15 protein-coding genes and 1 pseudogene are annotated in these 24212 nt (G+C 61.9%); 9 read left to right on the top strand and 7 right to left on the bottom strand.

What is annotated here, in order from left to right; genetic code table 11:
* Positions 1-15: 15 nt before the first annotated feature.
* The 3 genes from ABZ319_RS00480 (at position 16) to ABZ319_RS00470 (ending at position 4638) form a co-directional block, all read left to right on the top strand.
* Positions 16-1362 carry a protein kinase gene (locus ABZ319_RS00480; RefSeq protein WP_354984122.1) on the top strand — a complete coding sequence of 449 codons (1347 nt, stop codon included), beginning with the start codon at positions 16-18 and terminating at the stop codon, positions 1360-1362.
* A 38-nt stretch (positions 1363-1400) separates the two neighbouring features.
* A complete protein-coding gene (locus ABZ319_RS00475) occupies positions 1401-2429 on the top strand; it encodes a hypothetical protein (RefSeq protein ID WP_354984121.1) in 1029 nt (342 codons plus the stop codon).
* Positions 2430-2961: 532 nt separating this feature from the next.
* A complete protein-coding gene (locus tag ABZ319_RS00470; protein ID WP_354984120.1) occupies positions 2962-4638 on the top strand; it encodes a DUF6119 family protein in 1677 nt (558 codons plus the stop codon).
* 871 nt (positions 4639-5509) lie between these two features.
* Here ABZ319_RS00470 and fxsT read toward each other — a convergent pair.
* Positions 5510-8593 (bottom strand): FxSxx-COOH system tetratricopeptide repeat protein, encoded by a 3084-nt coding sequence (gene fxsT, locus ABZ319_RS00465; protein ID WP_354984119.1) that lies wholly within the window; start codon positions 8591-8593, stop codon positions 5510-5512.
* A 234-nt stretch (positions 8594-8827) separates the two neighbouring features.
* Here fxsT and ABZ319_RS00460 point away from each other — a divergent pair, with 234 nt between their 5' ends.
* On the top strand, positions 8828-9034 hold the full coding sequence (locus ABZ319_RS00460) for a hypothetical protein (RefSeq protein ID WP_354984118.1): 207 nt from the start codon (positions 8828-8830) through the stop codon (positions 9032-9034).
* 271 nt (positions 9035-9305) lie between these two features.
* On the opposite strand, the gene ABZ319_RS00455 is transcribed toward ABZ319_RS00460, so the two are convergent.
* Positions 9306-10541, bottom strand: a complete 1236-nt coding sequence (locus ABZ319_RS00455; RefSeq protein WP_354984117.1) for a tyrosine-type recombinase/integrase — start codon at positions 10539-10541, stop codon at positions 9306-9308.
* Positions 10542-11477: 936 nt separating this feature from the next.
* Here ABZ319_RS00455 and ABZ319_RS00450 point away from each other — a divergent pair.
* Positions 11478-14372, top strand: a complete 2895-nt coding sequence (locus ABZ319_RS00450) for a hypothetical protein (protein ID WP_354984116.1) — start codon at positions 11478-11480, stop codon at positions 14370-14372.
* 355 nt (positions 14373-14727) lie between these two features.
* Here ABZ319_RS00450 and ABZ319_RS00445 read toward each other — a convergent pair.
* Together ABZ319_RS00445 and ABZ319_RS00440 are read right to left on the bottom strand one after the other, a co-directional pair.
* Positions 14728-15505, bottom strand: a pseudogene (locus tag ABZ319_RS00445) (alpha/beta hydrolase fold domain-containing protein).
* Positions 15506-15670: 165 nt separating this feature from the next.
* Positions 15671-16405 carry a helix-turn-helix transcriptional regulator gene (locus tag ABZ319_RS00440; RefSeq protein WP_354984115.1) on the bottom strand — a complete coding sequence of 245 codons (735 nt, stop codon included), beginning with the start codon at positions 16403-16405 and terminating at the stop codon, positions 15671-15673.
* An 83-nt stretch (positions 16406-16488) separates the two neighbouring features.
* Between ABZ319_RS00440 and ABZ319_RS00435 the strand changes: the two genes are divergently transcribed.
* Positions 16489-17379: an alpha/beta hydrolase gene (locus ABZ319_RS00435; protein ID WP_354984114.1), complete on the top strand. Its 891-nt coding sequence runs from the start codon at positions 16489-16491 to the stop codon at positions 17377-17379.
* 34 nt (positions 17380-17413) lie between these two features.
* Here ABZ319_RS00435 and ABZ319_RS00430 read toward each other — a convergent pair whose 3' ends face one another.
* Together ABZ319_RS00430 and ABZ319_RS00425 are read right to left on the bottom strand one after the other, a co-directional pair.
* Positions 17414-17701 carry a DUF1905 domain-containing protein gene (locus ABZ319_RS00430; protein ID WP_354984113.1) on the bottom strand — a complete coding sequence of 96 codons (288 nt, stop codon included), beginning with the start codon at positions 17699-17701 and terminating at the stop codon, positions 17414-17416.
* Between the two features lie 21 nt (positions 17702-17722).
* Positions 17723-18106, bottom strand: coding sequence for a DUF1761 family protein (locus ABZ319_RS00425; RefSeq protein WP_354984234.1), 384 nt, complete (start codon positions 18104-18106; stop codon positions 17723-17725).
* 75 nt (positions 18107-18181) lie between these two features.
* Between ABZ319_RS00425 and ABZ319_RS00420 the strand changes: the two genes are divergently transcribed.
* From ABZ319_RS00420 to ABZ319_RS00410, 3 genes are all read left to right on the top strand, one after another.
* Positions 18182-18814, top strand: coding sequence for a TetR/AcrR family transcriptional regulator (locus tag ABZ319_RS00420; protein WP_354984112.1), 633 nt, complete (start codon positions 18182-18184; stop codon positions 18812-18814).
* Between the two features lie 857 nt (positions 18815-19671).
* Positions 19672-20373 carry an MBL fold metallo-hydrolase gene (locus ABZ319_RS00415; RefSeq protein ID WP_354984111.1) on the top strand — a complete coding sequence of 234 codons (702 nt, stop codon included), beginning with the start codon at positions 19672-19674 and terminating at the stop codon, positions 20371-20373.
* A 77-nt stretch (positions 20374-20450) separates the two neighbouring features.
* On the top strand, positions 20451-21887 hold the full coding sequence (locus tag ABZ319_RS00410) for a DUF1214 domain-containing protein (RefSeq protein WP_354984110.1): 1437 nt from the start codon (positions 20451-20453) through the stop codon (positions 21885-21887).
* A 687-nt stretch (positions 21888-22574) separates the two neighbouring features.
* Here the strand turns inward: ABZ319_RS00410 and ABZ319_RS00405 are convergent.
* On the bottom strand, positions 22575-23819 hold the full coding sequence (locus ABZ319_RS00405) for a protein kinase (RefSeq protein WP_354984109.1): 1245 nt from the start codon (positions 23817-23819) through the stop codon (positions 22575-22577).
* Positions 23820-24212 lie beyond the last annotated feature (393 nt).

Below are 24212 nucleotides of genomic sequence, written 5' to 3'. Positions count from 1 at the left end.
ACAGGGGAATTCCCCATGCCCGACCACCCCGGCGTGCCCGAGGGACTCCGCGCCTATGCGCGGCCAACACACGCCGACGGCACCTTCGACCACGATCGTGCAGGCCGCCCCAGAGTGCGGCGAGTCCACCTGCGTGCGCACCCGCCCACGCCACCCGAGCGGCCAGCCGGGCTCGTCAACGATGCTGACTGGAATTGGGCCACCAGCGTGCCTCGCCGATGGAACACCATCATGGCCAAACTCGGAGATCGTGCCGAGGACGTGGCGCTCGCCTTTGCCCGAGCAGGATGCGTTGGCCTTGAACATGACTACCGATTAGGCACGATCTGCCATCCACCCCGTGGTTGGGCTCCCCACCCTGACCTGCAGGCGGCCCGGCAAGAGCAAAATAGACAGCGCGCGGCCCGCGCGGCAGCTCAGAACACCGAGGCAAGGCGCCTCGCTGCCGATCTCGCCCACCATCCGACCGCCGGTCCACTTGTCGCCATCCTCAGAGCACAAAGGGGAGGACCATACCGTGACCACGTCATCGAGGCCGCGCGCGCCTTCCTCAACGACAGCACCACGACTGATGCCGGTAGAGCCGCGCCGTGGGCTGCTGTGTGCTGGCTCAAGCGCGGAACGAAGTCGGACTACGACAGAGACCAGGAACCGCTCGCTGAAGGCGGTCAGGGCGCGGTCTACAGCGGCGTGCATAAACACATCCACATCCCCATTGCGCTGAAGCAACTGCGCTACGGCGATGAAGACGCCCTGCACCGCATGCGCCGCGAGATCTCCATCGGGCACCTCTACGGACAGCACCCGAACGTCATGCCGGTCCTGGATTCCGACTCAGACGGGCGGTGGTTCGTCATGCCGCTCGCGAACGGCAGTGCCGCCGGCCACGCAGAACGTCTACGGCGAGAAACAGGAGCCCTCCGGTACCTCGTCACAGCGGTCTGCGAAGGACTGCGCCGCCCACACATCGACGACAGGATCCACCGCGATATCAAGCCAGCCAACGTCCTGCTCCTCAACGGCACGTGGGTCGTAGCGGACTGGGGGCTAGGCCGACAACCCCGGGGAGAAACCAGTGTTCCGCGCCGAACTCGGACCGGCACCGGCTTCGGCTCTGAGGGATTCGCGGCGCCGGAGCTCTCGTCGGGAAACCCTCACAATGTGACGGCCGCCGCCGACATCTACAGCATCGGGCGGCTCATCGCAGCCATCCTGACCGGGGAACGACCGGAGCAGAACCTCCCACTGATGCCTGCCAGCGGACCATGGGTAGCCGTAGTAGCCGAGACGACCCTTCACAAGCCGACCGACCGGCCACAAAACGTGGACGAACTTCTCGGCCTGCTCAAGGACATCCCGTGACTGTTCCCTCGCCACCAGCTGAAAGGATTATGTTGTCGATGACGCGCATTGCGCTTGAGCCGTTCTACCTGCACCAGGACCAGGTTCAATCCCTCCTCGGAGAGTGGCGGACGGAGACTGCGCAAGCGCGGGCTGCCCGCAGAAGCGATCCCGAAGCAGCGCTGACCTACGTGCTCGCCGCCGAACTCGCCGAGGCGCTTTCCTCGTTGGGGGTCGGCGAACTGGCGAAGAGTGTCCTGGAGCGGGACCTACGTGCGGGGCAAGTCATCGGCACCGAGCTGGAGTTCGCCTTCCAGCGAGACCGGGAGCGCGACACCCCAGGCTTCAAGTCGGCCAGCTTCACCGCGGTGCTCGACGTGGGCGAGCCGGTGCGCGTCACTGGGACATTCAACGCGGCAAGAATCGCCAGCTCCTCCTCGTCCGGCAGCCTCACCGGGAACAGGCGGGTCTACATGATTGGGACGGTCAGCGACCTCAGCCCGAACCGAATCGAGCTCAGGCCCGTCTTCATAGGAATCAGGTCATTTGTTGATGATGACCTTGCCGCCGGAGGTCCAGTGCCGGGAGCGCGGATTTACCCCAGCGATATCGGCCAGTTCAGCGGGATCGACTTCGCCTCCCCCTTCACCGATACCGAGGCTGAGGCGGTGCTGCGAGTGCCGGAGGACACGGTGAAGCGTGCCTTTGCCGGGCTGATCGGCGAATCGTACGTTCCGAAGGACTGGGGTGGCGAGCGCTCCGACCTCTACACTTCACGAGTGTTCGCCCGCGGCCGCCAGATATCCGCCGCATGGCTGTTCAAAGGACCAGGTTTCCCTCGCGCGATGGACATCAAGGCCCTGGGGAAGAACGGTGACCAGATCGACCGGCTGTTCACCGAGCCCGCGGAGCTGCTCGTCCTGCAGCACTGTCATCAGATCAAGCCAAGTGTGGTCGGCATGATGGATGCATATGCCCACGACGCCCGACACCCTCGCTTCTACATGATCATCGACGGGGCGGATACCGGACGAATCCTGAGGTCTCTCGGTCTGCTCCCGGCAACCCCAGTGGGCTCGCTTCTGTAGATCCAACGGAACCGGAGCGCCATACCCCGTACGCGACCGGGCACTTGGAAAGCCGTTAGGCAGAAGGGACTGCCCCCGGGTTAGGTTGGCTCCTTCAACTGAGCTTCTCGCTAAGGCTCGGTTTTCGCGAAACGACGCGGTGAAGACACGAGAACATACGCCGCACCTGTCCGGCGGTCACGGGCTTGAGGCCCGATGACGGCATCGGGCATCCGACGCTGCGTTGGTGACCGATCATGCCAACACCGACTCAACACACCAGATCGCGTGAAACACTTAGCAATGTTGTAGCGATTTTCTGGAGCGAGGCTCGAAAGGCACCAAGCTGCTGATTCCACGAGATCTTAGGAGAGGCAGAAATGATCGGTAGGTTGACTGTCGATCGCGCTCGATCACAGTTCAGGCGCCTCGTTGCGGTGACCGTGTCCGTGCGTGGGCGGTGTCTATGAGCACGAAACGACCGAACAACGCGATCTGGAAGTTGATCGTTCCACAGGGCCGGTCACCGCGGGATCAGATAGCTTCTGTTGTGATGGCATATGACGAGCAAATCAGCGGTGATGCCAGCAAGATGCCGCTGCGGACGATCGCCACACAACAACTCGTCGACGGTGTTCATCTCGCGCTTTATGGCCGGCCGTGGTCAAGCGAAGGACTGCTTCCGCTGATTCGCGGTTTCCTCACAGACCCTGGCGATGCCGATTTCTTCCAGAACGAGGGCGCGGACGGTCTGCTCTTCATCTCGACGGCTACGTCGCTGTTCGTCATCACCTCGGGCGCCGGTTATCACATCATCACCGACTTTGTCGATTACGACTTTCCGTTCGAGACCGCTAAGCGACTGGTGTCCAACAGCTTCACCGCCGCGGACGTGCGCACGATGACCGGATCGATCCTGAGTCGCGCGGAGACCTACCGGCGCGTGTACACGATCGACCGTAGCGAGGCGATCGACGCCGTGTGGACCAAGTTGGTCGGAAAACTCGATGCCGAACTCCTGCCCGCCGATTGCCCGATCCGGGACATAATCAACCCGGCCAAACCGCCGGTGGTGGAGATCAAATCGTCGTTCGTCCTGCGACAGATGTTCGACCTGCCCGAGATCTGCCGGATCGTCCGATACCTGGAAGTTCTCCCGGAACCCACCGACGAGCAGCGCCGCAACCTGTCCTTTCTCGACAATCTCCACCTCGTCAAAGGTGACAAGCGGTTGCTGGACCGACTCACCGGCGAATTCGTCGACGGCATCCGCCGAGCTCTGCTGGCGGGCGAAGTCCCCGATATCGATGTGCAGGATCCCGCCGACGTCGGACAGTTCCTGACGGGGTCGGACTATCGGTTGGGTTCGGAGCCTCTCGGTGATGCCACTCCCGGAATCGCCGAGCTTCTACCGGCCCTTCACCGCGCAGTAAACGATGACCTCGCCAGCTGCGATGGATTCCGGACTGCATTCCTGAAACTCTCGTTCGGGTATCGAGCCGATGCGAATGGCGACGCCCCGCACGTTACCCATAAGCTCGTCGACTTCTTTCACGGACAGGTGGACCTGGACGGCTTCGCATATTTTCGTTTGAACAAGAAATGGTATCGAGGTATGGGAGATTACCTCGACAACCTCAAGCGCGACTTCGTAGACGAAGTCTTCCATGCCGACAAGCCCTTGTTTCTGGGTGCGGAAGTTCAATTTCTGCCGTGGAATGGAGGCGACGAAAATGCCTTCAACTTGAAACAAGCCGAGCAGCCGGATTTCTACTTCGGCGACCGGGTCTACGCCTGGGAGGGCCGCGGCAGGGTGGAGTTGTTCGACCTGATCAAGGTCGACGAAGGCAACAAGAAGCTGTACATCATCCATACGAAAAAGGACTTCAACGCCCCGATACGAGAAGCGTGTGCGCAGATTCTCCTTTCTGCGGACATGATAGCCCGCGATCGGGATAACAACAAAGAGGTTCTGCGGCGCTATTACGAGATGTCCTGGAGCAGGGTGGAGGTCAACGCTGGAGTTGATGTCGAGACTTTTCTTGGCTGGTTCGAATACGATTTGGTGTTCGTGGTTCTATGTTCCACCCTCCGTCCCTTTACCGCCGAAGAATTTACGAAGAACACACTTCATTCACATTTCGCGCGCCGTGAGATCCTGTCCGCGAAGGCCGAGATGAAGTCCCGTGGGCGTATATTCCGGCTGGCGCACACGATCCACGGGGCGTGATCGGAGTGGGCGGGTCGCACGCCCGATCCGGGGCGGTGGACACTGACTGCGGGGGGATCGATCGTCGATGGCACTGCCGTGACGGACCCACCGCGCACGCATACCGATGGTGGGTCGCCTGCAGATTCATTCGTACCCTTAGCTCCGCATGATTCCAGCAGTTCGAGGCTCGAAAGCCGGTCGTGGCAGCGTGGGTCCGACGTACCTTGCAGTGCCGCAGCAGCATTCAGCATCTCGTGCGCCGACATCGCGGAACGGCGACTGAGTCTGCCGGCGCGGGAAGACCGGTCGCGGGGCGAGCCCTACAACGGCGGACGGTTAGCTGACAACGAAGAATGGTCACTGCTGTCGACACCCGCACGCCCACGACAACGGCGCGGCGAACGGTGACCGTCGCATGGTCTCGATGCACGCTCTGCGTTCGTGCCGGGTCGGACATGTTTGGCGAAGCGTCAGGTTGGCTGCCCGTCGAAGTAGCTTCGCTCAGTGGCTCACAACCCGAGCTACCCCGATCTACTCTCAACTTTGCAGGAGTCGAGACGCCTGCTGGCGCAGGCGCTGAGGTTGGCGGAGCGGCGGCGGTCCGAACGACTCGCGGTGTTCCTGCGAGGAGCATGCCTTCGCAGTCTAGAGCAGCTTTTCACCTACCTTTTGGCCGCTGAGAAGGCTTATGCGGAAGCGACCGCGATTGCGGGAGCTGTGTTCCTGGTCGGGCGAGTTGTGTTCTAGCACAAGCGTCCGGATCCTCGCGAACGTCGGCTATGCACTGAATTAGTGAAGTGAGATCACGCGCGGTCGGAACTGTCCGCCGGTGCGTCTTGTCCTCGATGCACCATGTTCGGACTTGACCTGTTGGCCGCAACGGTCACGTTCAGATCGTTTCAGGCTTGAGCGACGCATGCTGGGCACTAAGTGTCACTCCAATATCCATGAGGGTCCGCTGGTGTGTGACAATAGCTTCAGCGATCCGCCCCGCCAGTTCATAGGTGCGCGCGAGGTTGTTGCTGGACGTGAGAGTTTCGGGGTGGGCAGGGCCCAGCACGCGCCTGTAGTCGGCTACGGTTCGCTCGTGTAGCGGGATCGCCTGGTCGAGTTGCCCTACCGAACTATAAGCATTTGCTAGATCATTGCGAGCCTTCAGTGTGTCCCGGTGGTCGGAGCCCAAGATCCGTTCAGCATCAGTGAGGTTGTGCTCGTAGAGGGCGATAGCCTCGGGGAGTCGGCCAGCTGATTCAACTGCACGGGCAAGGCTGCCGCGGACAGTTAGGTTGGTGGGATGGTCAAGGCCAAGAACCTCTTCCATATCGTTGAGGGTTCGCTCGTAGAGTGCGATTGCTGGTTCGAGGCGTCCTGCGGATCTGTAAGCGTTGGCGAGGTTGTTACATGTGGTGAGTGTGTTCACATGTCGGCGGCCCATGATTCGCTCGAAGTCGGTGAGGGTTCGCTCGTAGATGTTTATCGCATCATCGGACCGACCCACTGATTCATAGACGCCTGCGACATTGCCACGGGCGATGAGTGTTGTCGGGTGATAGTCGCCCAAAATCCGTTCGCGGTCAGCAAGGGTGCGCTCGTGGAGAGGGATCGCCTCGTCGAAGCGCCCGACTGATTCATAGGCACTCGCAAGATTGCCCCGAGAGAGGATCGTGTCCAGGTGATTCGGGCCAAGGATCCGTTCGCGGTCTGTAAAGGTTCGCTCGTACAGGTGGATTGCCTCCTCGAAGCGCCCGGCCGATTCATAGACGCTTGCGAGGTTGTTGCGAACCATAAGGGTATCGGGATGATCGATAGCTAGGGCCTGTTCGCGGCTCGCGAGGGTGCGTGTGTACAGGTGGATTGCCTCGTCGAAGCGCCCCGCCATCTCATAGACGTGGGCGAGGTTGCCTTGGGAAAGAAGAGTGTCCGGGTGTTCGAGGCCCGAGATTTGTTCGCGGTCTGCGAGTGTGCGTTCGTGCAGGCGAATCGCCTCGTCGAATCGCCCCGCTGAGCCGTAGGCATTTGCGAGATTATTACGGGCAGTGAGGATATAGCAATGGCCAGGTTCCAGGATCTGCTGGCAGCTCGTGAGATTGCGTTCGTAAAGTTTGATTGCTTCAACGAGTCGGCCGGTTGATTCGTATGCGGTAGCGAGATGGTTGCGAGAGTCAAGGGTGTTCAGATGGTCGAGGCCCAAGATCTGCTCGCGGTCGTTGAGAGTGCGCTGGTGCAGGTGGATTGCGTCGTCTAGCCGTCCTGCAGATGCATAGGCTCTGGCAAGGTTGTCGCGGAACGCGAGGGTATTGGGGTCGTCTAGGCCATGAAACTGCTCGGCAACAGTAACTGCGTCCTCAGCGATGGGTACTGCGCGGTCTGGGTTTGCGGCCTTGAGTAAATGACGTGTTGCCCAGAAGCGAAGGACCATCGCGTAGTTGCGCAGGTCGTCGCGGGCGTGGGTGGGAAGTGCACTAGCCCATATCGTTTCGATCTGGTCGACCAGATCGGCTCCTTCGCCTCGGCGAGCCCACGCCTGCTCATCATCAAAGAGGCGCGAACTTAGAAGCTCAAAAACCTGGCTGAGTAACCGGTCGCTGTTTCCAGTGTCGCGGGCGCGCTCAAGCAGCACGCGGGCAGTGAGCCGGTGCGCTAGAAGACGGTCGCCATGAGCGGACCAGGACAGTAGGCTGTGTTCGGCACAACGGTCGATCGCGTCGTCGACCAGTTCATCAAACGTGGGGCTGGAGTGGCGCAACAGGTCTCGTCGCACCCCGGTCGGTGCCAGCAGAGCGAACAAATCGAGCAACCAGACTACGACGGTATCGAGGTCAGAGTCATCGCTGGTGGCTTCGGCGGCGGTGATCGAAAGTGAGATCGCCTGATCGGCGCGCAGCGGATGATCAGTGCCAGCGTGTCGGCGTAGTGCCCGGGGTAAGGGCTGAGATCGCAGTCTGTGCAGGTAATCCGCGTAGGCCAGGCGTGGTCGGGCTGTGGTGATCGCAGCGGCTGCCGCCGCCAACGCTAATGGCAGGTGCCCGAGCTCTTCGGACAGTTCGGTCTCACCGGTTGGATCGTCAATGATCCCGGTCGCTGCCCTCAGGAATTCGTTTGCCTCACTGCTGTTATAGCCACCGATCTCGACAGCGGGGCAATCACCGAGTCGAGTCATCGCCTGTTTGGTGGTGGTGATCACGACACGAGTCCCGCCTCTGGTTGGCAGCACCGTCCGCAGTAGATCGGGGTCGGTAGCGTTGTCGAGGACCAGGAGATGCGGATCAAGGTGGTTATTGAGGTGATCACGCAACCGGTGCGCGGATGTGACTGGATTCCCGTCAGCCGCAGTGAGACCGAGCGTGTCCGCGATCTCGGCAAGACCAGTGTGCAGAGTGCCGGCACTTTCCGCATTGACCCACCCAACCAGTACACCTTTTTCCGTGTCGAGGACGTGGCGAGCATAGGCGGCGGCCAATTGAGTCTTACCCGTCCCGCGCATCCCGGTCACTATGGTTGCTTCCCGACTACGTGCCAGCCCTGAACTCAACGCGACGAGCTGGTTACGAAAGACAAAATGTGGTGGCTCGCGTGGAACCAGACCCACCACCTTCGCTGGGACACCAGTGGTCCCGGCGCTTTCATCGGGCGAGCTTTGGACCTTTCCTGTGCTAGCGGGTTGATTGACGGGGAGGCGTTCGGCATAGGCCTGAGCGCGTTGCCGCTTCCAGTGGGCTTGCGCCGTGCGGTCCCACGGCAATCCCACATCACGGTGCAGGCATTCCACAACCAGTAGGAAAGTCTTGTTCGTGCGGGGAATCGCGGGCTGGGGCTTGAGCCAGTCACTGATCGTCGATTCCGCCACTGTTGTGTGCTTCTGGTTCTTGATCCAGGTCGAAATCTCCTGTGCGGAAAGCCTTGACCGGCTACGCAGCGCGGCGATCTCTGCCGCGAACCGTGCCTGCTCCGATTCCTCTGCGCCACTAACCATGTCCTGCTCCGCCTCTGATGTCTGCTCCCGACCCGACGCCGACTCGGCCCGACCCGGATACACGAGAAACCCTCGGTGACATGGGCTTTCGTTCGGTATCGCTAGTTGCCCAACTTTACGGCATTGAACTGGCGCTGCTTCATACAAGAGCAACTCACCCAGCAGTCCGGTGCCCATCGTTCGTTGATGGCTTCCTCTGCACGGGGACACCCCACTAGCGAACGGACGAACGCCATGACCATCTCCACCATCACAACGCTGCGTATCCTGGCTGCTGTAATCATGATGCTCACGAGCCTGCTCGCCGGTACCGCGGCGGCGGCGATGTCCCGTCACGACGGCGAGGGCTGGATCGTGGCAATCCGGCAGGGCGAAAGAGCGCTGGCCGCAACGTTGACTGTGCTGGCCATCTTGTACGGCATTGTCATAGTGGCTCCGTGACGACTGCGGCGGATGGTCGCTCTGAGATCAATTCCCGCGACACCGAACAACCGTAGGTGGCCGACGTCCGTCCACCTGTCGTCGGTTCAGTTGCCGCTGAGCATGTTTCGTGCCTTCGTACGGCCACACTCCGCACCTAGGGTGGCCGGCAAGCTGTGCACCAGGCTTATCGACCTTGGGTATTTTGACGCTCGGCACATCGTGCTGCCAGACGAGCCGGCGCTTCCTGAACCCGAAGATATTGCAGGATACTGGCTGCTCGTCCGCGTGTTTAGGCAAGCCACTCGTTCGGCGCGACTGCGGCACTCGGGCCAAGGGCAAGTTTTGAGATGTTGTCTGCGAGCGTTTGGGCGCGACCGGCTGCGATCTTCTGGTAGCGCATAGCGGCCTGAGGTGTCTTATGTCGGAGTCGCTCCGTCACCTCGGGCAACGTGCCGCCGGCTTGTGCTGCGACGGTGCCGCCGGTGTGGCGGAGTTCCGCGGGGCGGAACCCCTTGCGGCCGATTTGTGCGCAGGCCTTGGTGAAGATCCGGCGGTAGATCCATTCGCGCATGGTGCCGCCGTTGTCCGGATCGGGGAACAGCAGAGCATTCGGTTTCTGGTCGACGTATTGGTCGAGATGCCGTTGGATTGCCGCGCGAATGTGCTGTGGGACTACGACTTCTCCGGTCGATCCGGCCTTGGGGCGGTCTACGACGATCTCGCGTTCGCGGTAGGTCGCCGCGTGCGAGATTGTCATCACTGAGCAATCGGCGTTGAAGCTTCTGCGGCGCAGTTCGAACGTTTCCGACGGGCGGAGACCGCACCACGCAGCGAGCAGGACCGATACTCTGAGCTCTTTGGGCATGGCGTTCGCAAGTGCTGAAATCTCTTGGGGTTGAAGCACTGTCGCGTCGTGGGCGGGTTGGATCGCGGTCGCGCCTTTGACGCGGCAGGGGTTCTTCTCGATGAGGTCGTCGTCTGCGGCGACGTTCATGACCATGCGGATCACTTCGTAGGCGCGTGCCCGGGCAGTCGGTACGTCGTCGGTCGCCTTGGTCTCAGGCTTGGCCTTCCGCCCTGTGGCGCGGATGCGTGAAACTCCCACGTACCAGTCGCGAACCATCTCAAGGGTGATGTCGGTGATCGGGATGTTCTCGAAGGTCGGGTTCAGGTGTGTTCGCAACAGATACCGGTACGAATCCTTGGTTCGTCGAGCCAGGGGCTTGCCTTGCCTCGACACCCGGGTCTCGATGACCTTCTCGGCGTACGCGCCGAACAGGATGGCGTCTGCTTCTGGCTCCGCTGCCTTGGCGGCACGCGCGGTGGGGGAAGTCCAGATGTCGAGGTCTATCAGCCGACGTTCCTCGGCGAGCCAGCCCTCGGCACGTTGTCTGGTGTCGAAGGTATGAGGCGCGATGTGGGTCGCGGTGTCCGGTCCGGTGTACCTGGCTTGCCATCGGCCGGAGGGAAGTTGCCGCGGAGCGCCGAAGCCCCGGCGGGTCGGCTTTGGCTTTCTAGGCGACATCGTGTTCTCCCGGGTTCGTAGGCGGTTCGAATCCGTGCCAGTTTCGTGCCAGATACGTGCCTAATAGTAGCCCTAGACAGCGCTCGGGTGCATAGTCTTGCCGATGTTATTTGACAACAAAATACCTGTTCAGAGCTATTTATGGCGCTGTCGAAGGAGGCTTCATGATCTGCCATCCAGCTGGTTCGATCCCAGCTGGGACCACAACACGAAAGCAGGCCAGAACCATATGGTTCTGGCCTGCTTTCGTGTCAGATCCATGCTCAGATGCGCGACCGAAGAAACGCACTCTCATCGGCCGACAGTCGACGATCCGAGCAATCGGGTCCAGCAGATGAGTCGCATCGTGCCCTCGACATTCGGTGACGACTCTGATCAGACTTCAGAGTTGCTAGGCATCGAGTAAGGGCGCGAACTGACCATCCGCAATTTTTCTCGGAATCGCCGAGCCTGTCGTCGAATCGCTGGACTGTTGGGGACTCACCGCTGCGATCGCCTCTTGGCAGTCGGTATCGGGGTGGCAGACCGCCTTGCCCACGAGAGCACTTGGAACGCCCGGCGGCTACAGCGGCGGCTGCCGTACAGGGCTGTGAGCAGCGTGGCGCTGCCGAGTGCAAGTGCCCCGATGATGAACACTGCGATCAACACTGGAGCCTGTGGCGTGTAGACCGCCATGAATGTCATTGACCCGCATCCTGCTGCCAAGGCCCTTGTCTGTGAAGCTCTTCCGTTCTTCATGTCCTGAATCAAAGGACCTTGCGGGCGATGTTCAGAAGTCTTCTCGGACACAGTCGTACATGAATCGCACACCCCTGTGGGCTGACCAGGTGCGAAGGGTTTACGCCAGATCGGTGGTATACCTGTGGATTCGGACATGATCGGTATGGGATGCATATGACTCCGCAACGCCCAGCTCGCTCGCGCGAGGACTTCAACGTGGCGCTCAACACCCTGATCACGATGGCGCGGCTGAATCCAAACTCGCTGTCCCAGAAAGTAACTGCTGTCGGGCGATCCACGATATACAGCTGGTTCCAAGGCACGCGCCTGCCGCAGAACGAGGACGAGTTTCTTGTCGTGGTGCACTACTGCCAGGCCAGAATCCGGGAGCAACGCTTAACGCAACCGGAGCCGACTGACGATCGTGGCTGGAGGCAACTACTTCGTGATGCGCGGATGAGTGAGCGGTTGGGTGGCTTTGATGAGCTGAGCAATGAACAGGCCCATGGCCGACACGGTCATGGCCGCACCATGTCCGAATGGGACCCCGTTACCCTTGGTGTGCACAAAGCTATCGGTGGAGTCGTCCCGAGCTATATCCCACGAGATCACGATGTCGTGCTACGGGCCGTCCTGGACCCAACCGTAACAAAAAACCGACTAGTTGTTCTTCGTGGAGGCTCATCCACTGGAAAGTCGTACAGTGCATATCGCGCTGTCTTGGAGTTACTTACGGACTGGACTGTGATTTACCCGCCTACTCCTGCGATGTTGAAGCGCCTCGTCGAGGCTGATCTTGAGCCGCGAACTGTCATATGGTTGAACGAGCTAAGCGAATTCACTGCGCCTGTCGGTGGAACCACTGCGCTGGAGGCGATAGTAGATATCCTAGAACGGGTCGGCTCCAGCTCGGTCTTTGTCATCACATCGGTATGGCCCGAGCGCTGGAAGAAATATTTGGAAGGTTCGGGCGGGAACGATCCAACTTACGCGGTACTTAGGCGGCTACTAATACCGCTTCCTGAGCTGGCAAATCGCTCCGTCCGGAGTATCGATCCGGCTAGCGGGGGTGTCGTGGACGTCGCTGAATATTTTAGCGCCGCAGAAATGTCGAGAGCGTGTGAGAGTTCTGACCCTATCCTCCAAGCGGCTGTCGAGTCTATTTCGCCCGGTGATCGTGCCCAGATAGCGCAGTATCTGGCTGGTGTTCCGGATCTGCTCGAACACTTCGAAGGTCCGGGAGCTGATCCGTATGGGCGAGCAGTCATTAGGGCAGCGGTTGATATCGCTCGTTTCCATGAGACCGTTACTCTCTCGTTGGATTTCTTGAGCGAGGCTGCCGTTGGATATCTCGATGACCGGGAACGAGCATTGGCTCCGGACAATTGGAACGATTGTGCAATTGACTACGCAACTACGGAACTAAAAGGAGCGGTTCGAGCACTGGAACCGGTGCCGCCGGAACGTGGGATCGGAATAGTTGGATATCGGTTGACCGACTATCTCGACCAGCATAGTGGAAGCGCTGTTTGGGGCAATAGTCCACCAGCGGAGTTCTGGTACGCAGCACTGGAGCATTTCGACGTGAAAGCGCTGAATCGTCTTGGAAATCAAGCAGTGCAAAAGGACCTGCTGCGCATTGGCGGACAGTTCTGGAAGAAGGGAATATCTGGTGGTGACGGGTCATCGGCGCTAAACCTGTTCGAGCTGATGCTTTTGATCCACCCGGACGATACAACTCCACACGAATGGATTGCAGGCCAGATTCCCGCTGATGGCTGGGCAATCGATGTATTGGAACGATTCTGGCAGACAGGGTCTCATGTTGCATTCGATAGCCTTGCTATTCGTCTGGCCCGTCACCTGCCATCGACCGAGGCACGTGCTGTCCCTGCACTATTGAACATATTGGTGAATGCTGGTGCTGCTGTACCCATAGGGGTCGTTCTTCGACATGACCTGGTTGGTATCGTCTCGCTGGAAGACTTGCATCTGATTCCCTTTTTTGAGCTCGGCGGTGTGCCGGCGCTCGGCGAATTTTTGGACGACTTGTGCCGAATTGGCGCCGCAGAACAGTCTGCTGCGATTGCGTATCGACTGGCACGCGAAGTCTCGTTTGAAAAACCCTATGACGTCGCCCGGGTTATCGATCTCCTCTGGGATCGAAATCGAGATGCAATAGCAGAATTGCTCAGAAGGAATCCCGCGAAGAACATATTGGCCGCAGGCTCTCATGGTTCTGCAGAGCTTCTCGTCAGTCTGTACAGAATAGGTGCCGGCTCCCAGGTTTCCGAATTTGCGAGCAGAGTATCGACCGAGATTGATCTTCGAGACTCGGATTTAGTATTTTCAGCCCTGCGCAGCCTTCATGTCACGGCATCTTTCGAGTGTATTGCAGTGCTTTTATCGAGAAGTCCTGCTGACAAGGTTTCTCTTCAATTTCCGTACAATTCGTTCGATCTTTTGAGATTCCTCGCTGAGTTCCATTCCTATGACACTCCAGGTGATCAGTTCGCCATCCTATCCGAGCGGATTGTGGCCGAAACTTCGATGAATGACCCAGGGATCGTTGCGAGTGTGCTCGCGGAGCTGCGGGAGCTTCAGGCATTCGGACTATTTGAAAAGTTCCTTGATCGAGATCCGATCGATCATGTCAGCATCGAAGATGCGCAAGGTATTGCGGAATTGCTAATGGAGCTGTTGACTGCAAGGAAGCATGATGAGATCGAGGAATGCTGCCGCCGGAGCATCGTAAATCTAGTGCAGCGAAATCCTGCAATGAATTGCTCCTTGGGTGGCTTGGATAATCCGAGGGAAACTCTGTCTCTCCTTTTTCGATCGCTGATAATGGCGAATTCTGACGTCAGCGTACTTTCTGATAGGATAACGGCGCATAAATTCCGAGACGGAAATCCTCTGGGGCAGATGGCTGCATATGTTGACAACCTCAGTAGGCAGTCATCGGTTGACTTCTCTACTTTGGTCTATTCGGGATATGTAAGGCGCGACAATGAACTCGGAATCGTCTGGGTGGGGCACTGGAGCAATTGGCTCTGGGGATGCGAGCCCGACAGAAGCAATTCCTCTGAGTGGAGTTGGTCGGATCTCTAGTCGGTGAGACCGATCGTCCTTGAGATGCCGATTTTAGGATTGCCGTTGGCCCGGGAAGCCGGGGGTCGATGAAGAACTGTCGGTCTCACTGCGGAAGTTCGAGTTCGGTTCAATGGCAGCATCGTCGGTTGCGCAGATCGTCGGGGGCGTCAAGTCTAGCTCCTATGCCACAAGTCAGTGCCTCGTCGAAAACTGCATTGCGGCAGCGTGACTGGAGTCGTCGAAGATATCAGGGTAGGGAATAGCTTGGGAGACTGTCGAACTGGGAGGGGCAATTGCTGCAGCACAGGGGTCCGGAAGCTGCGGGGCCGTGAAGAGCGCACCCGCACCGATGAGCAGGTCGGTCGCGTGCCGGTCAGTCTGTCGGATTCAACCAACCGCCGAGCCATGTGTAGATGTTGTGAACCGCCGCCTGTGCCATACGGGTCGGGTGGCCCGTGAACCCGTGCGGTGAGTCAGGGTAGACACGGAGATCCACATCCGCCCCGGCGGCGGATAATCGAGCGGCCATCGCCAAATTGTCCTGAAGCAGGATGTCTCGGTCGCCTACGACCATGAGGACCGGCGGCAGGCCGGACAGGTCGGCGTAGATCGGGGAGATGTCCGGGTGCGTGCGATCCGGAGCCGACCCGGCGTAGGTGTCGAGCCGGCCGAGAACCCGCCGACGGCGAGCTTCGTCGTGACGAAGCGGTCCTGTGCGTTCTCGACAAGCCAAAGCGCGGCGGTCTCGCAATCGTCCGGAGCGGCCGGCCAGGGATGTTCGGGGGCGAGGCGATAGTCCACGTTGACAACCGCGACGTCGAGGGCGTCGGCGAGGCGGCGGTTGGCGACGTCGCTGCCGCGGCCGAACCCATGTAGAAGCCGCCGCCGTGGAGTTCCAGGAACACGCCTTTCGGCGCGGCGTTCACCGGAGTGTGGATACGCAATGGGACGCTGCGTCCATCCGCGGTGACGAGTTCCTCCTCAGGCGGCGGACTCGCGAGGGCGGGCTCGGTAGCGCCGGCCCGCATCGCGCGCAGCTCTTCCGCACCATTGGGACCTCCTCCGGCCGTGCGCTTTTCGTAGAACGAGCGTGAGTCGTCAACCAAAGGCAAGAGGCGAGGATCGATCAGATTGGCGAGTCCGAGGTCCATGGATGATCACCGTACGGATTGCTGGGTTCCCCGGGATCGAGGCCCCTTCGACACGGCCGTTCGGCGGGCTCGCGTGACCGGTCCCGCAGTCGTGAGAGCGAACCACGGCAACGGACATGTCGACGGGCGGACCCCGAAGTCCGACGACGTAGCCCAGGGCGCTGATCAACCGAACTGAAGACCCGCCGCCACCAACGAACTGAGGGTGACCCCGAATACAGCGCGGAAGACATCGCTGAAGTGTGACGGCGAGGAGAACCCGGAATCGCTCGCGGCGCGGGAGAAGTCGCAGCCGCGAGATACCGCGCTTGCGGCATGCACTATCCGAGCCCACTGGATGTATCGCCGGTAGCTGGTCGAGGTCTGTTCGCCGAACAACCGCAGGAAGTGGGAAGTCGACAGACCCAGATCCGCCGCATGGGCCGCAGCGCGATGCGCCAGCGCCGGATCAGCTCGAATCAGACCGGCCACCAAAGGGATTCGTGCGTCGATCGGGCGACCGTCCGGCAGACTCGCCAATCCCAGCAAGGCATCGACGTCGACCGCCCTGCGGGAAACCGCGTCGACCAACAATTCTTCACGTGGGTGGCCGATTCCCATGGGCCCGTGCATATCCCGCAGACTCGCGAAATCTCGGGCGGACCGGTTCCCCGCCGGGTCGAAATAGCAGAGCAGCACGCAATCGCCGAGCGCATGAACCCGATGGGTCGTCCGCGCCGGAATCACCGCGCTGCCAACGGCGATATCCGGCAGTCCGTCGGCCTGCAAAACCACCGGCGCGTCCACACCAACGACGAGCTGCGCGGTCGCGGTGGAATGGAAGTCGCCCCTCGGTGGCGGACCCAGGTAGAGGCAGTGCCCGTCCCGCACCCATGCCATGGGGGTCACGATCGACCACATGTTTCTGGAAGCGCCCCACCACCCATGACTGTGACGATACGGGCGCGCCCGACACGGTGTCGTGCGCGGTGGGAGAGGCAGTGATGGTGTCCGAACCAGATGCGTTGCGCCGGTGGCACGACGGCGGCGAGATGATCGAACTGATTGTTCGCGGGGCACGGCGGCGGGTATTCGTCCGTGTCTCGGGCAGCGGGCCCGCGCTACTGCTGATGCACGGTTTTCCGGCGTCGTCGTTCGAATGGGCGGAGCTGGAACCGGAGTTGGCCCGGCGGCACACCGTCGTGGCCTTCGACTTCCTCGGCTACGGCGCGACCGAGAAACCGGCCGATCACCGGTACAGCATTTTCGAGCAGGCGGACTTGGTCGAAGCCCTGCTGACCAAGCTCGAAATCCAGGACACGTCGGTGGTTGCCTACGACTATGGCGCGATCGTCGCTACCGAGTTGGTGGCCCGCGCCGTCAAGACATTCACGCTCACGCGGTGTGTGCTCTTGAACCACGGGTTGTACGCCCGGCTGTACCGCCCGCGGCCCATTCAGAAGCTGACCCTCGTACCCGGCATCGGCAGATTGCTCGCATACGCGCTCAACGAGCGACTGTTCACTCGGTCGTGGAGCGAGGTGTTCTCGGCTTCGCACCCGTTGGACCCCGCCGTCGCGGCGCTGCACTACCGAGCATTGCGCACCGGCGCTCCCGGGCGGGACATTCACCGTCGCCTGCTGCGGTACATCCCGGAACGCGCGGCGAACCGTGAGCGCCTCGAAACCGCGATGGCCACCACCGAAGTTCCGCTTTCGTTTCTGTGGGGGATGCGAGATCCGGTCTCCGGCGCGGGGATCGCCACCGAACTGCGGCGCGAGCGACCCGATGTCGACTTGGTCGAATACGCCGACGCAGGTCATTGCCCGCACATAGAACTTCCCGACCGCGTCGCCGCGGACATCATTGCGCGGACGGCGCCTGCTCGACCCTGATGACCGGCCCCTGAACCACGAGACCAATTGCCGCTCAGGACAATCGCTCGGTCAGCCGCACGGTGACCTCATCCCCATCACCCTTCCCGATCTGCCGTCGAATAGCGGCGGCGACGGGAAGCTTGTGCGTGCCGTCCCCGAGCGCCATGAACGAGGAGGTGAATGCGACACCGTCCACCGTCCCTTTCACTTTGACCAACCCCCGGGTCCCGAATATGCGGGCCGAGTCGGGGAGTTGCACACACGTCCACGTGTCGCCCGCGCGAACCTTTCCGAGGACGGAGTTGAAGGTGATGTCCAGTGGTCCCGCTGCGGTGGTCATGATGCTCCTGTCGAGTTCGGCTCAGATGAATAGTCCGAGTACCGCGCCACTGATGACGAGCTTGAGGATCCAGTCGGACATGTGAACCAGTGCGGTCGGGACGGGAACGTTCTCGTGGACGATCGCGCCGCTGAGAATGGTCACCGGCAGAACCGCGACCAGCGCGCCCAGCGCGGCCCCGGATCCGACGCCGTGGCGGTCACCGGCGAGCAGCAACGCCGCCAGCACCGCGGCCGCGGCGAGCCCGCGCAGCATGACGAACGCGATCTGCGCTGGCATGCCGATCCCGGGGCGTGGAGTGCTCGTTCGCGAGATCAGCGCGGCCACGGGAGGTGTCGCGTACAGCATCGCGCTGACCAAGAACGAGATGATCGCTGCGGTTACCACGCCGGCGACGACGATCATGGCCACACTCCTTAGTACTGGATAGTACTAAAGTAGAATTCCTTCTGAGTACTGTCAAGTACTAAAATGCCCGTCATGAGTAGTGCACGCCGTGGCCGGCCGTCCGGGAAATCCGGCACCGAACTATTGGCCGTGGCCCGTGAAGTGTTCCTGGAATTCGGGTTCGCGGGCGCGTCGATGGACGAGATCTCCTCCCGCGCTGGGATTTCCAAGGCATCGCTCTACCGCGAGCACCCTTCCAAGGCCGGGCTGTTCGCCGCGGTCGTGCGGGACTGGGCGTCCGCCGGTCGTCACGCGATGCGGCCCGCGTTGGCCGCGCTCGAGTCCTCCGAGGACATCCGCGCGGGCCTACTCGCCTGGGCTCGAACGCTGCTGGCGGGCGTGCTCTCGCCGGTGGTGGTCGAAATGCGCCGCCTGGTCACCGCCGAAGCTGCCCGCAGACCCGAGATCGGGCAGACCTATCTGCACGAGAGCTGGGGAAGGAACATCGCCGATCTCGCAGCGACACTGCGCGCACTGGACGCCCGCGGAGTGCTGCGGATCGCCGACCCCGAGACGGCCGCCGAACAGCTCACCTGGCTGGTCTTGGGAGCGCCCCTGAACGCCCGGATGCTCGATGCCGACGCCCCGCCGCACGATGCGGTCGACGCGGCGATCGACTTGTTCCTGACCGCCTACAATCCCGTTGAGCTACGCCGGAGCTCGTGAGAGCTCGTGAAAGCCCGTTCGGGCACAGCGGCTTCCGGCCGACGGGCGACCCACACGGGAACCACCGAAGCAAGCATCGTGCGCGAACCTGGACGGAGGAGCCGTCGATGCCCTGTCCACAGCGGAGGGAACTTCGATGACCGAATCGAACGATTCCGCCGCGGTCACCGCGGCCGAACAGGAACGCCATCAAGCACCGGCGAGAATGCTCGCGGCCGCGAAGCCATACACCGAACCCGACTCGATTCCGAGCGGTCAGCTCACCTCGACGCGGTCAAACCAGGCTGCGAACCAGCACATCGAACGTCGGCGCGTCCGGCCGGTCAGGTCGCATGGTTCCTACTCTCCGCCAATCCCATCGCGAGTATCGGTCGTACGCGGGGCCGTTCTGTGGGTCGACCAGCAGAGTGCAGCGCGTCCGGGATGCTGACCCTCGGATCGGAGGCGTATCCGATCGAGGAGGCTCTACGGCTGTCGATTTTCGAACCCGCGTTCAGTGATGTGCGGAGTGGCCTTCAGTAGTTGTTACCGACACTGGCCGACGACTTCGTGAGGTTCGAATCTGGTTCTGCTCGGTGCGCCGCAGTGGCGTGCAGTCGTCCGGCTAGCTCGCCGGCCCTCTTGGGTCCATGGCAGGACCGGGTTCTGGTCAATCAATCGACGCGTGGAACCGCTGCTCGTGGTGGGAGACGCCAGGAGGCAACGGTGAGATGCCAGTGCACAGGGATTGCCTGCCCGGGGTGTGGTTTCACCTCCTTTGGGTGAGGTTCGTCCGAGGTCGGCGCGCCTACCGTTGTCATCGTCGGACGCCGACGAAACATCACTGTGTGCCCGGCTCGTGGGGTGCGGTGAGGGAGATGCAGGACAGCGGTGTGTGCGCCAACAGAATAGGGAGAACGACGATGCCACAGATCACGGTCACGTCCTTCGGGCATTCCACGCTCCGACTCGAACACGATGGTCTGGCCATCGTCATAGATCCCGGAGTGCTCGCTCCTGCCGCCGCGTTCGACGACGCGACCGCGTTCCTGATCACACACGATCACCCGGATCACATGAATGCCGAGCAGTTGGCGTCAGCGCTGGCTTCGAACCCGCAGAGCCTGGTGTGGGCTCCACCGGATGTCGTCGGCCACCTGGCCGATGCCGGCGTCGCATCCGAGCAGATCCGAATGGTCGAGAACGGTTCGGTGTTCGAAACCGCGGGATTGTCGATCGAGCCGATCTGTGGCGTACATGCGGAGATCCACCCGACGCTGCCGTCGCCGACGAATATCGGGTACGTGATCGACGGTCGCATGTTGCATCCTGGCGACGCGTTCCCTGCCCTACGTACCGGCATCGATATCGAGGTGTTGTTCCTGCCGGTGAGTGGTCCGTGGATGAATTTCGCCGACGCCATCGACTATGTCGCCGCATTGCGACCACGTGTCATCGTCCCGATCCACGACGGGGACCTCAATGAAGTCGGGTTGACCCTGACCGACCAGATGAGCGCGCTGCTGCCAGGTGAGGGCCGGTACCGGCGCCTGCGAATCGAGGAGCCCGTGTTGCTCTGAGTGCTCTGAGGCAGACATCGTGACATCCGGCGTTGCCGGAGATCGGGACCTCGTTCACTTCGACAGAGGAGACTGCAATGCCGACATCGCCACCGGATGGGTTTCCCGCACCGGATATGGTCCGGGCGGCCTACGATTCCGCCGACCTCACGCGAGCGATCACCTGCTACAAGCACTTCTTTCCCGCGGTATCGGGTATGGCCATTCTGCGGGGTTGCGCGGCGGTGGGGCTCGTGCCGAACCAGGTCTTCGGGACGATGGATACCCGTCCCGGGCAGATCGGGCTCACACTGAACTCCGACACCCCCTATGCACCGGTCATCCTCGATCTCGCCGTGGGCCCGATGATCATCGACATACCCGTCGGCGCGATTCTCGGGGCGGTCTTGAACGCGGATCAGTCCTGGATCGCCGACGTCGGCATCCCCGGCCCCGATCACGGAAACGGCGGCCGCTACCTGGTCCTGCCGCGCGAAAGTGAGCACATCGAGGTCGAGGGCGCGGTCACAGTGCGCGCGTCGACCCGGCACGTGCTGGCCGGCCTGCGCGCGGTCCCACTGGAGGGGAACCTGGATGCGGCGATCGCCCTGCTACGCCGTACCCGGGTCACTCCTTTGCACACCGTGCCCGGGTGGACCGAGCCGACGTGGGTCGACATGACCGGGTGCCCGCAGGACACCAGCCCGAACACGGTGCAGGGCACTGCACGCTTCTGGGAATTGCTGCGTGACTATCTCACCGACGAGGGCGCGAACGCGGCAGATCAGGTGTATGCCGCGCAATTGGCCGAACTCGGTATCACCGCGGGGACACCGATGCCCACCGACGACCGCACCCTGTCGCTGCTGGCGCGCGCGGCCGTTGACGCCGACGCTCAGATGCGGGTGCAGTCCCTGTCCGACCGTCGCGACGATCGCATCGCATGGTCCGACCGCCAATGGGAATGGGTGAGTCTGCGCCCGGAGAACGCGACCTTCGAGCGAGACGGAATCGGCGACGTCACCGCCCGCGAAACCTGGTTCTACCAGGCCATCGCCTCCTCACCGGCGATGTTCCGCCGCCGGGCCGGGGGCGGCTCGCTGTACTGGTTCTGCGCCCACGACAACATCGGCAGCTACCTCGACGGCGGAACGACCTACTCACTAACGCTGCCGCTTCCGGTACCGGCCGCGCTCTTCTGGAGCATTACCGTCTACGACGCGCGCACCCGCAGCCAGATCGACACCCCCCAGGGACACGCGGCACTGCGGTCACTATTCGAGCTGCGCGATCACCTCGACCACGACACAGTCACCGTGCATTTCGGTCCGACCGCGCCCACCGATCCCGAACAGCCATGGATCCAAACCATTCCCGGTGTGGGCTGGTTCGTGTACTTCCGTATCTACGGTCCCACCGAAGGCGCGTTCGACAACAGTTGGAAGCCAGGCGATTTCGAGCCTGCATCGCCGGCGGGCAGTGGTGGTCTCGACCGGATCCAGCCGGCGGATCCGGCGGGTCACCGAAGCTCGTGAGGGAGCCCGTACTCCCGCAGTCCTGCATTCGTGGCCGATCTCGCGGCAGATCACCGCCACCGACCGCTTCTGCTTGCTCAGATGCCGGGTCCGCAACACCCGGCGCACCAATCGCCTCCGTCTCCTGCGGCAACCGTGCACCACCACGGCCGCCAGAGGACCGGCGCGGCAACAGATCCGAAGCCACCCCTCGCCCGCACGCCAACGCGGGACCAGCGCATACCTGCCGCTGCGTCGCCCCCAACTCCGCGGCTGCCCGGTCAGCGGCCGCCACGCTGACGCGATCCGACACCGCCAGAGGACCAATCACCCGCGCGCCGTACCGCAACCTGCCATCGCGCCTCGTCTGCGTTCGGAACACCGCGCTCGGGCAACAACGAATCCCCGACCATCCCGCACCCCCGTGCTGAACACGAGTAGGCGCTGAAAGAACCGTACTGCCGAGCAGTTCGAGACACGCCGATGATCCACACACCCGTTCAGCCGCAGCAGAATCCGCAGACCAACGCTGAACGCGACTTCGAACAACGACAACGGTGCTCGACCATGGGTAAGGGAAGCGCCCTTATTCGATAGCCTTTTTCGATTCGGGGCGCAGGCTCATCGCCGCGCAGGCTGTGTAGCAAGGGGGTCTTGTGTCCCACACTTCACGTGAGCCAGTCGGTTGTGGTGCGCTCGAGCGGTGGTCTACTTCTCTTTCTTTTCCTTCTTGTCCGGCCGGTCGGGCTTGCTCTCCGGGTGATCTTCGATGCTGGGTCGGGCCCACCGTGAATTGCGGCCGTTGGCAACAGTGCATTCGAGTGGCGTGCCGTCCTTGGCCGAAGTTGGTCTATCTGTACCGGGATCACAGGGCTGACCGGCTTCGGGTGCCGGCCCTGCGGCGGTCACGTCGGCGCCCTGTGAGGTTGACCCCGGTGACATCGTTGTCGGCACCGAATCTTGCTCGGTTCCCTTGTACTGGTGCGAAATCCACGCGAGGGTACCGACCGTGGCAAGGACAGCGGTCGCCATCGTCAGCCACCTGAGAGGAGTGCCAGGTCGTTTCGCGGGTGGTGCTGCCCGTTCGGACCAGGGCCCGGTCTCGGTCTGCATCGCCGTCGTCATCACAGCGGTCGGGGGCGTGTTCGTCAGCGCGGTGCGGGCCGCGTTCGCGAAAGCGCCTGCGCTCGGGTAACGCTCGTTCGGATCCTTGGCCATGCCCCGTGCGATGACGTCATCCAACCCGGCGGGAATGCGGGGATTCACATGCGCGGCACGCGGGGGAGCTGTGTGGAGATGATCGTGTATCTGCTTGGCGGGTTCGGTGTTTCCGAACGGCTTGGCTCCGGTCAGGCATTCGTACAGGACACACGCCAGTGCGTAGATGTCCGAACGCGGGTCGGCTGTGCCATGGAAGCGTTCCGGTGCCATATAGGGCAGGGTGCCGATGGCCTGGCCGGTGGCGGTGATCGCGGTGTACCCGGTGTAGTGCGCGGTTCCGAAGTCGATGAGATAGACGAAGCCCGACGGGTGCACCACCGAATTCGCGGGTTTGATGTCGCGGTGGACGAGACCGGCCCGGTGGATGACATCGAGCGCCGCGGCCACCTGCGCGATGATGTCCACCGCCGCCATCGGGCTCATCGGCCCGCTGTCCCGCAACGTGACCGCAACGTCGACGCCTTCGATGTACTCCATATCGATGAAGAGCCGGCCATCGATGTCACCGAAGGTGTGGATAGTGACCAGATGTGGCCCGCGCAGGCGCGCCGCGATCCGCGCCTCCCTCTCGAACCGCTGCCGATACCCGGTGTCGGCGGCCAGCTCGGCGGGCAAAACCTTCAGGGCGACAACGCGATCGGTCTTCGTATCGTGTGCCTGCCACACCTGCCCCATCCCGCCCTCACCGAGCTTGCGTTCGAGACGGTATTGACCGAACCATGCCTGGCCCATCGACTGTGCTCCCTCACTCCGACCGTGCTGGGTCAGTACTACCCGATATAGAGGCGTCGGCCACCAATTGCGGCAAGCGAGGGATCCCCGGCGGTTCGGCGTAAGTCAGTTGCAGCAGTTGGGATACGTGACCGCGCTCGAGGCTGAGCGGGCTTTCCGTTGAACGCGGTGGAATACGTACATGCCGTTGGCGGTGCTGAGCATGGCAGGCGAAGGGCTGCTCGCCGATCGCGTCATCGCGGGTGCCGCGTTCCTCATAGCCGGGCCGGGTGTGTCGTTTAGCGCGGATTCGGTCCTGCGCGTCCGTGCACGCCTCGAGGCACGGGGGCTCGCCGAGTGTGTTCGCGATCGAGGGTTCTCAATTGTGGCGCCGCGTACTGTGCGAGATGGCCG

It is taken from the genome of Nocardia sp. NPDC005978, assembly GCF_040614455.1.
In the GTDB taxonomy this organism is placed as follows: domain Bacteria; phylum Actinomycetota; class Actinomycetes; order Mycobacteriales; family Mycobacteriaceae; genus Nocardia.
The sequence above is the reverse complement of the archived record's forward strand: the minus strand, read 5'-3'. Positions and strand labels throughout refer to the sequence as shown.

What these genes read in the sequence shown, in the direction of transcription:
- ABZ319_RS00470 (WP_354984120.1), top strand. Translation starts at nt 2,962, where the DNA reads ATGGCATATGACGAGCAAATCAGCGGTGATGCCAGCAAGATGCCGCTG.
- ABZ319_RS00440 (WP_354984115.1), bottom strand. Translation starts at nt 16,405, where the DNA reads ATGTGGTCGATCGTGACCCCCATGGCATGGGTGCGGGACGGGCACTGC.
- ABZ319_RS00460 (WP_354984118.1), top strand. Translation starts at nt 8,828, where the DNA reads ATGACCATCTCCACCATCACAACGCTGCGTATCCTGGCTGCTGTAATC.
- ABZ319_RS00410 (WP_354984110.1), top strand. Translation starts at nt 20,451, where the DNA reads ATGCCGACATCGCCACCGGATGGGTTTCCCGCACCGGATATGGTCCGG.
- ABZ319_RS00475 (WP_354984121.1), top strand. Translation starts at nt 1,401, where the DNA reads ATGACGCGCATTGCGCTTGAGCCGTTCTACCTGCACCAGGACCAGGTT.
- ABZ319_RS00455 (WP_354984117.1), bottom strand. Translation starts at nt 10,541, where the DNA reads ATGTCGCCTAGAAAGCCAAAGCCGACCCGCCGGGGCTTCGGCGCTCCG.
- fxsT (WP_354984119.1), bottom strand. Translation starts at nt 8,593, where the DNA reads ATGGTTAGTGGCGCAGAGGAATCGGAGCAGGCACGGTTCGCGGCAGAG.
- ABZ319_RS00435 (WP_354984114.1), top strand. Translation starts at nt 16,489, where the DNA reads ATGGTGTCCGAACCAGATGCGTTGCGCCGGTGGCACGACGGCGGCGAG.
- ABZ319_RS00415 (WP_354984111.1), top strand. Translation starts at nt 19,672, where the DNA reads ATGCAGGACAGCGGTGTGTGCGCCAACAGAATAGGGAGAACGACGATG.
- ABZ319_RS00425 (WP_354984234.1), bottom strand. Translation starts at nt 18,106, where the DNA reads ATGATCGTCGTCGCCGGCGTGGTAACCGCAGCGATCATCTCGTTCTTG.
- ABZ319_RS00480 (WP_354984122.1), top strand. Translation starts at nt 16, where the DNA reads ATGCCCGACCACCCCGGCGTGCCCGAGGGACTCCGCGCCTATGCGCGG.
- ABZ319_RS00405 (WP_354984109.1), bottom strand. Translation starts at nt 23,819, where the DNA reads ATGGGCCAGGCATGGTTCGGTCAATACCGTCTCGAACGCAAGCTCGGT.
- ABZ319_RS00430 (WP_354984113.1), bottom strand. Translation starts at nt 17,701, where the DNA reads ATGACCACCGCAGCGGGACCACTGGACATCACCTTCAACTCCGTCCTC.
- ABZ319_RS00420 (WP_354984112.1), top strand. Translation starts at nt 18,182, where the DNA reads ATGAGTAGTGCACGCCGTGGCCGGCCGTCCGGGAAATCCGGCACCGAA.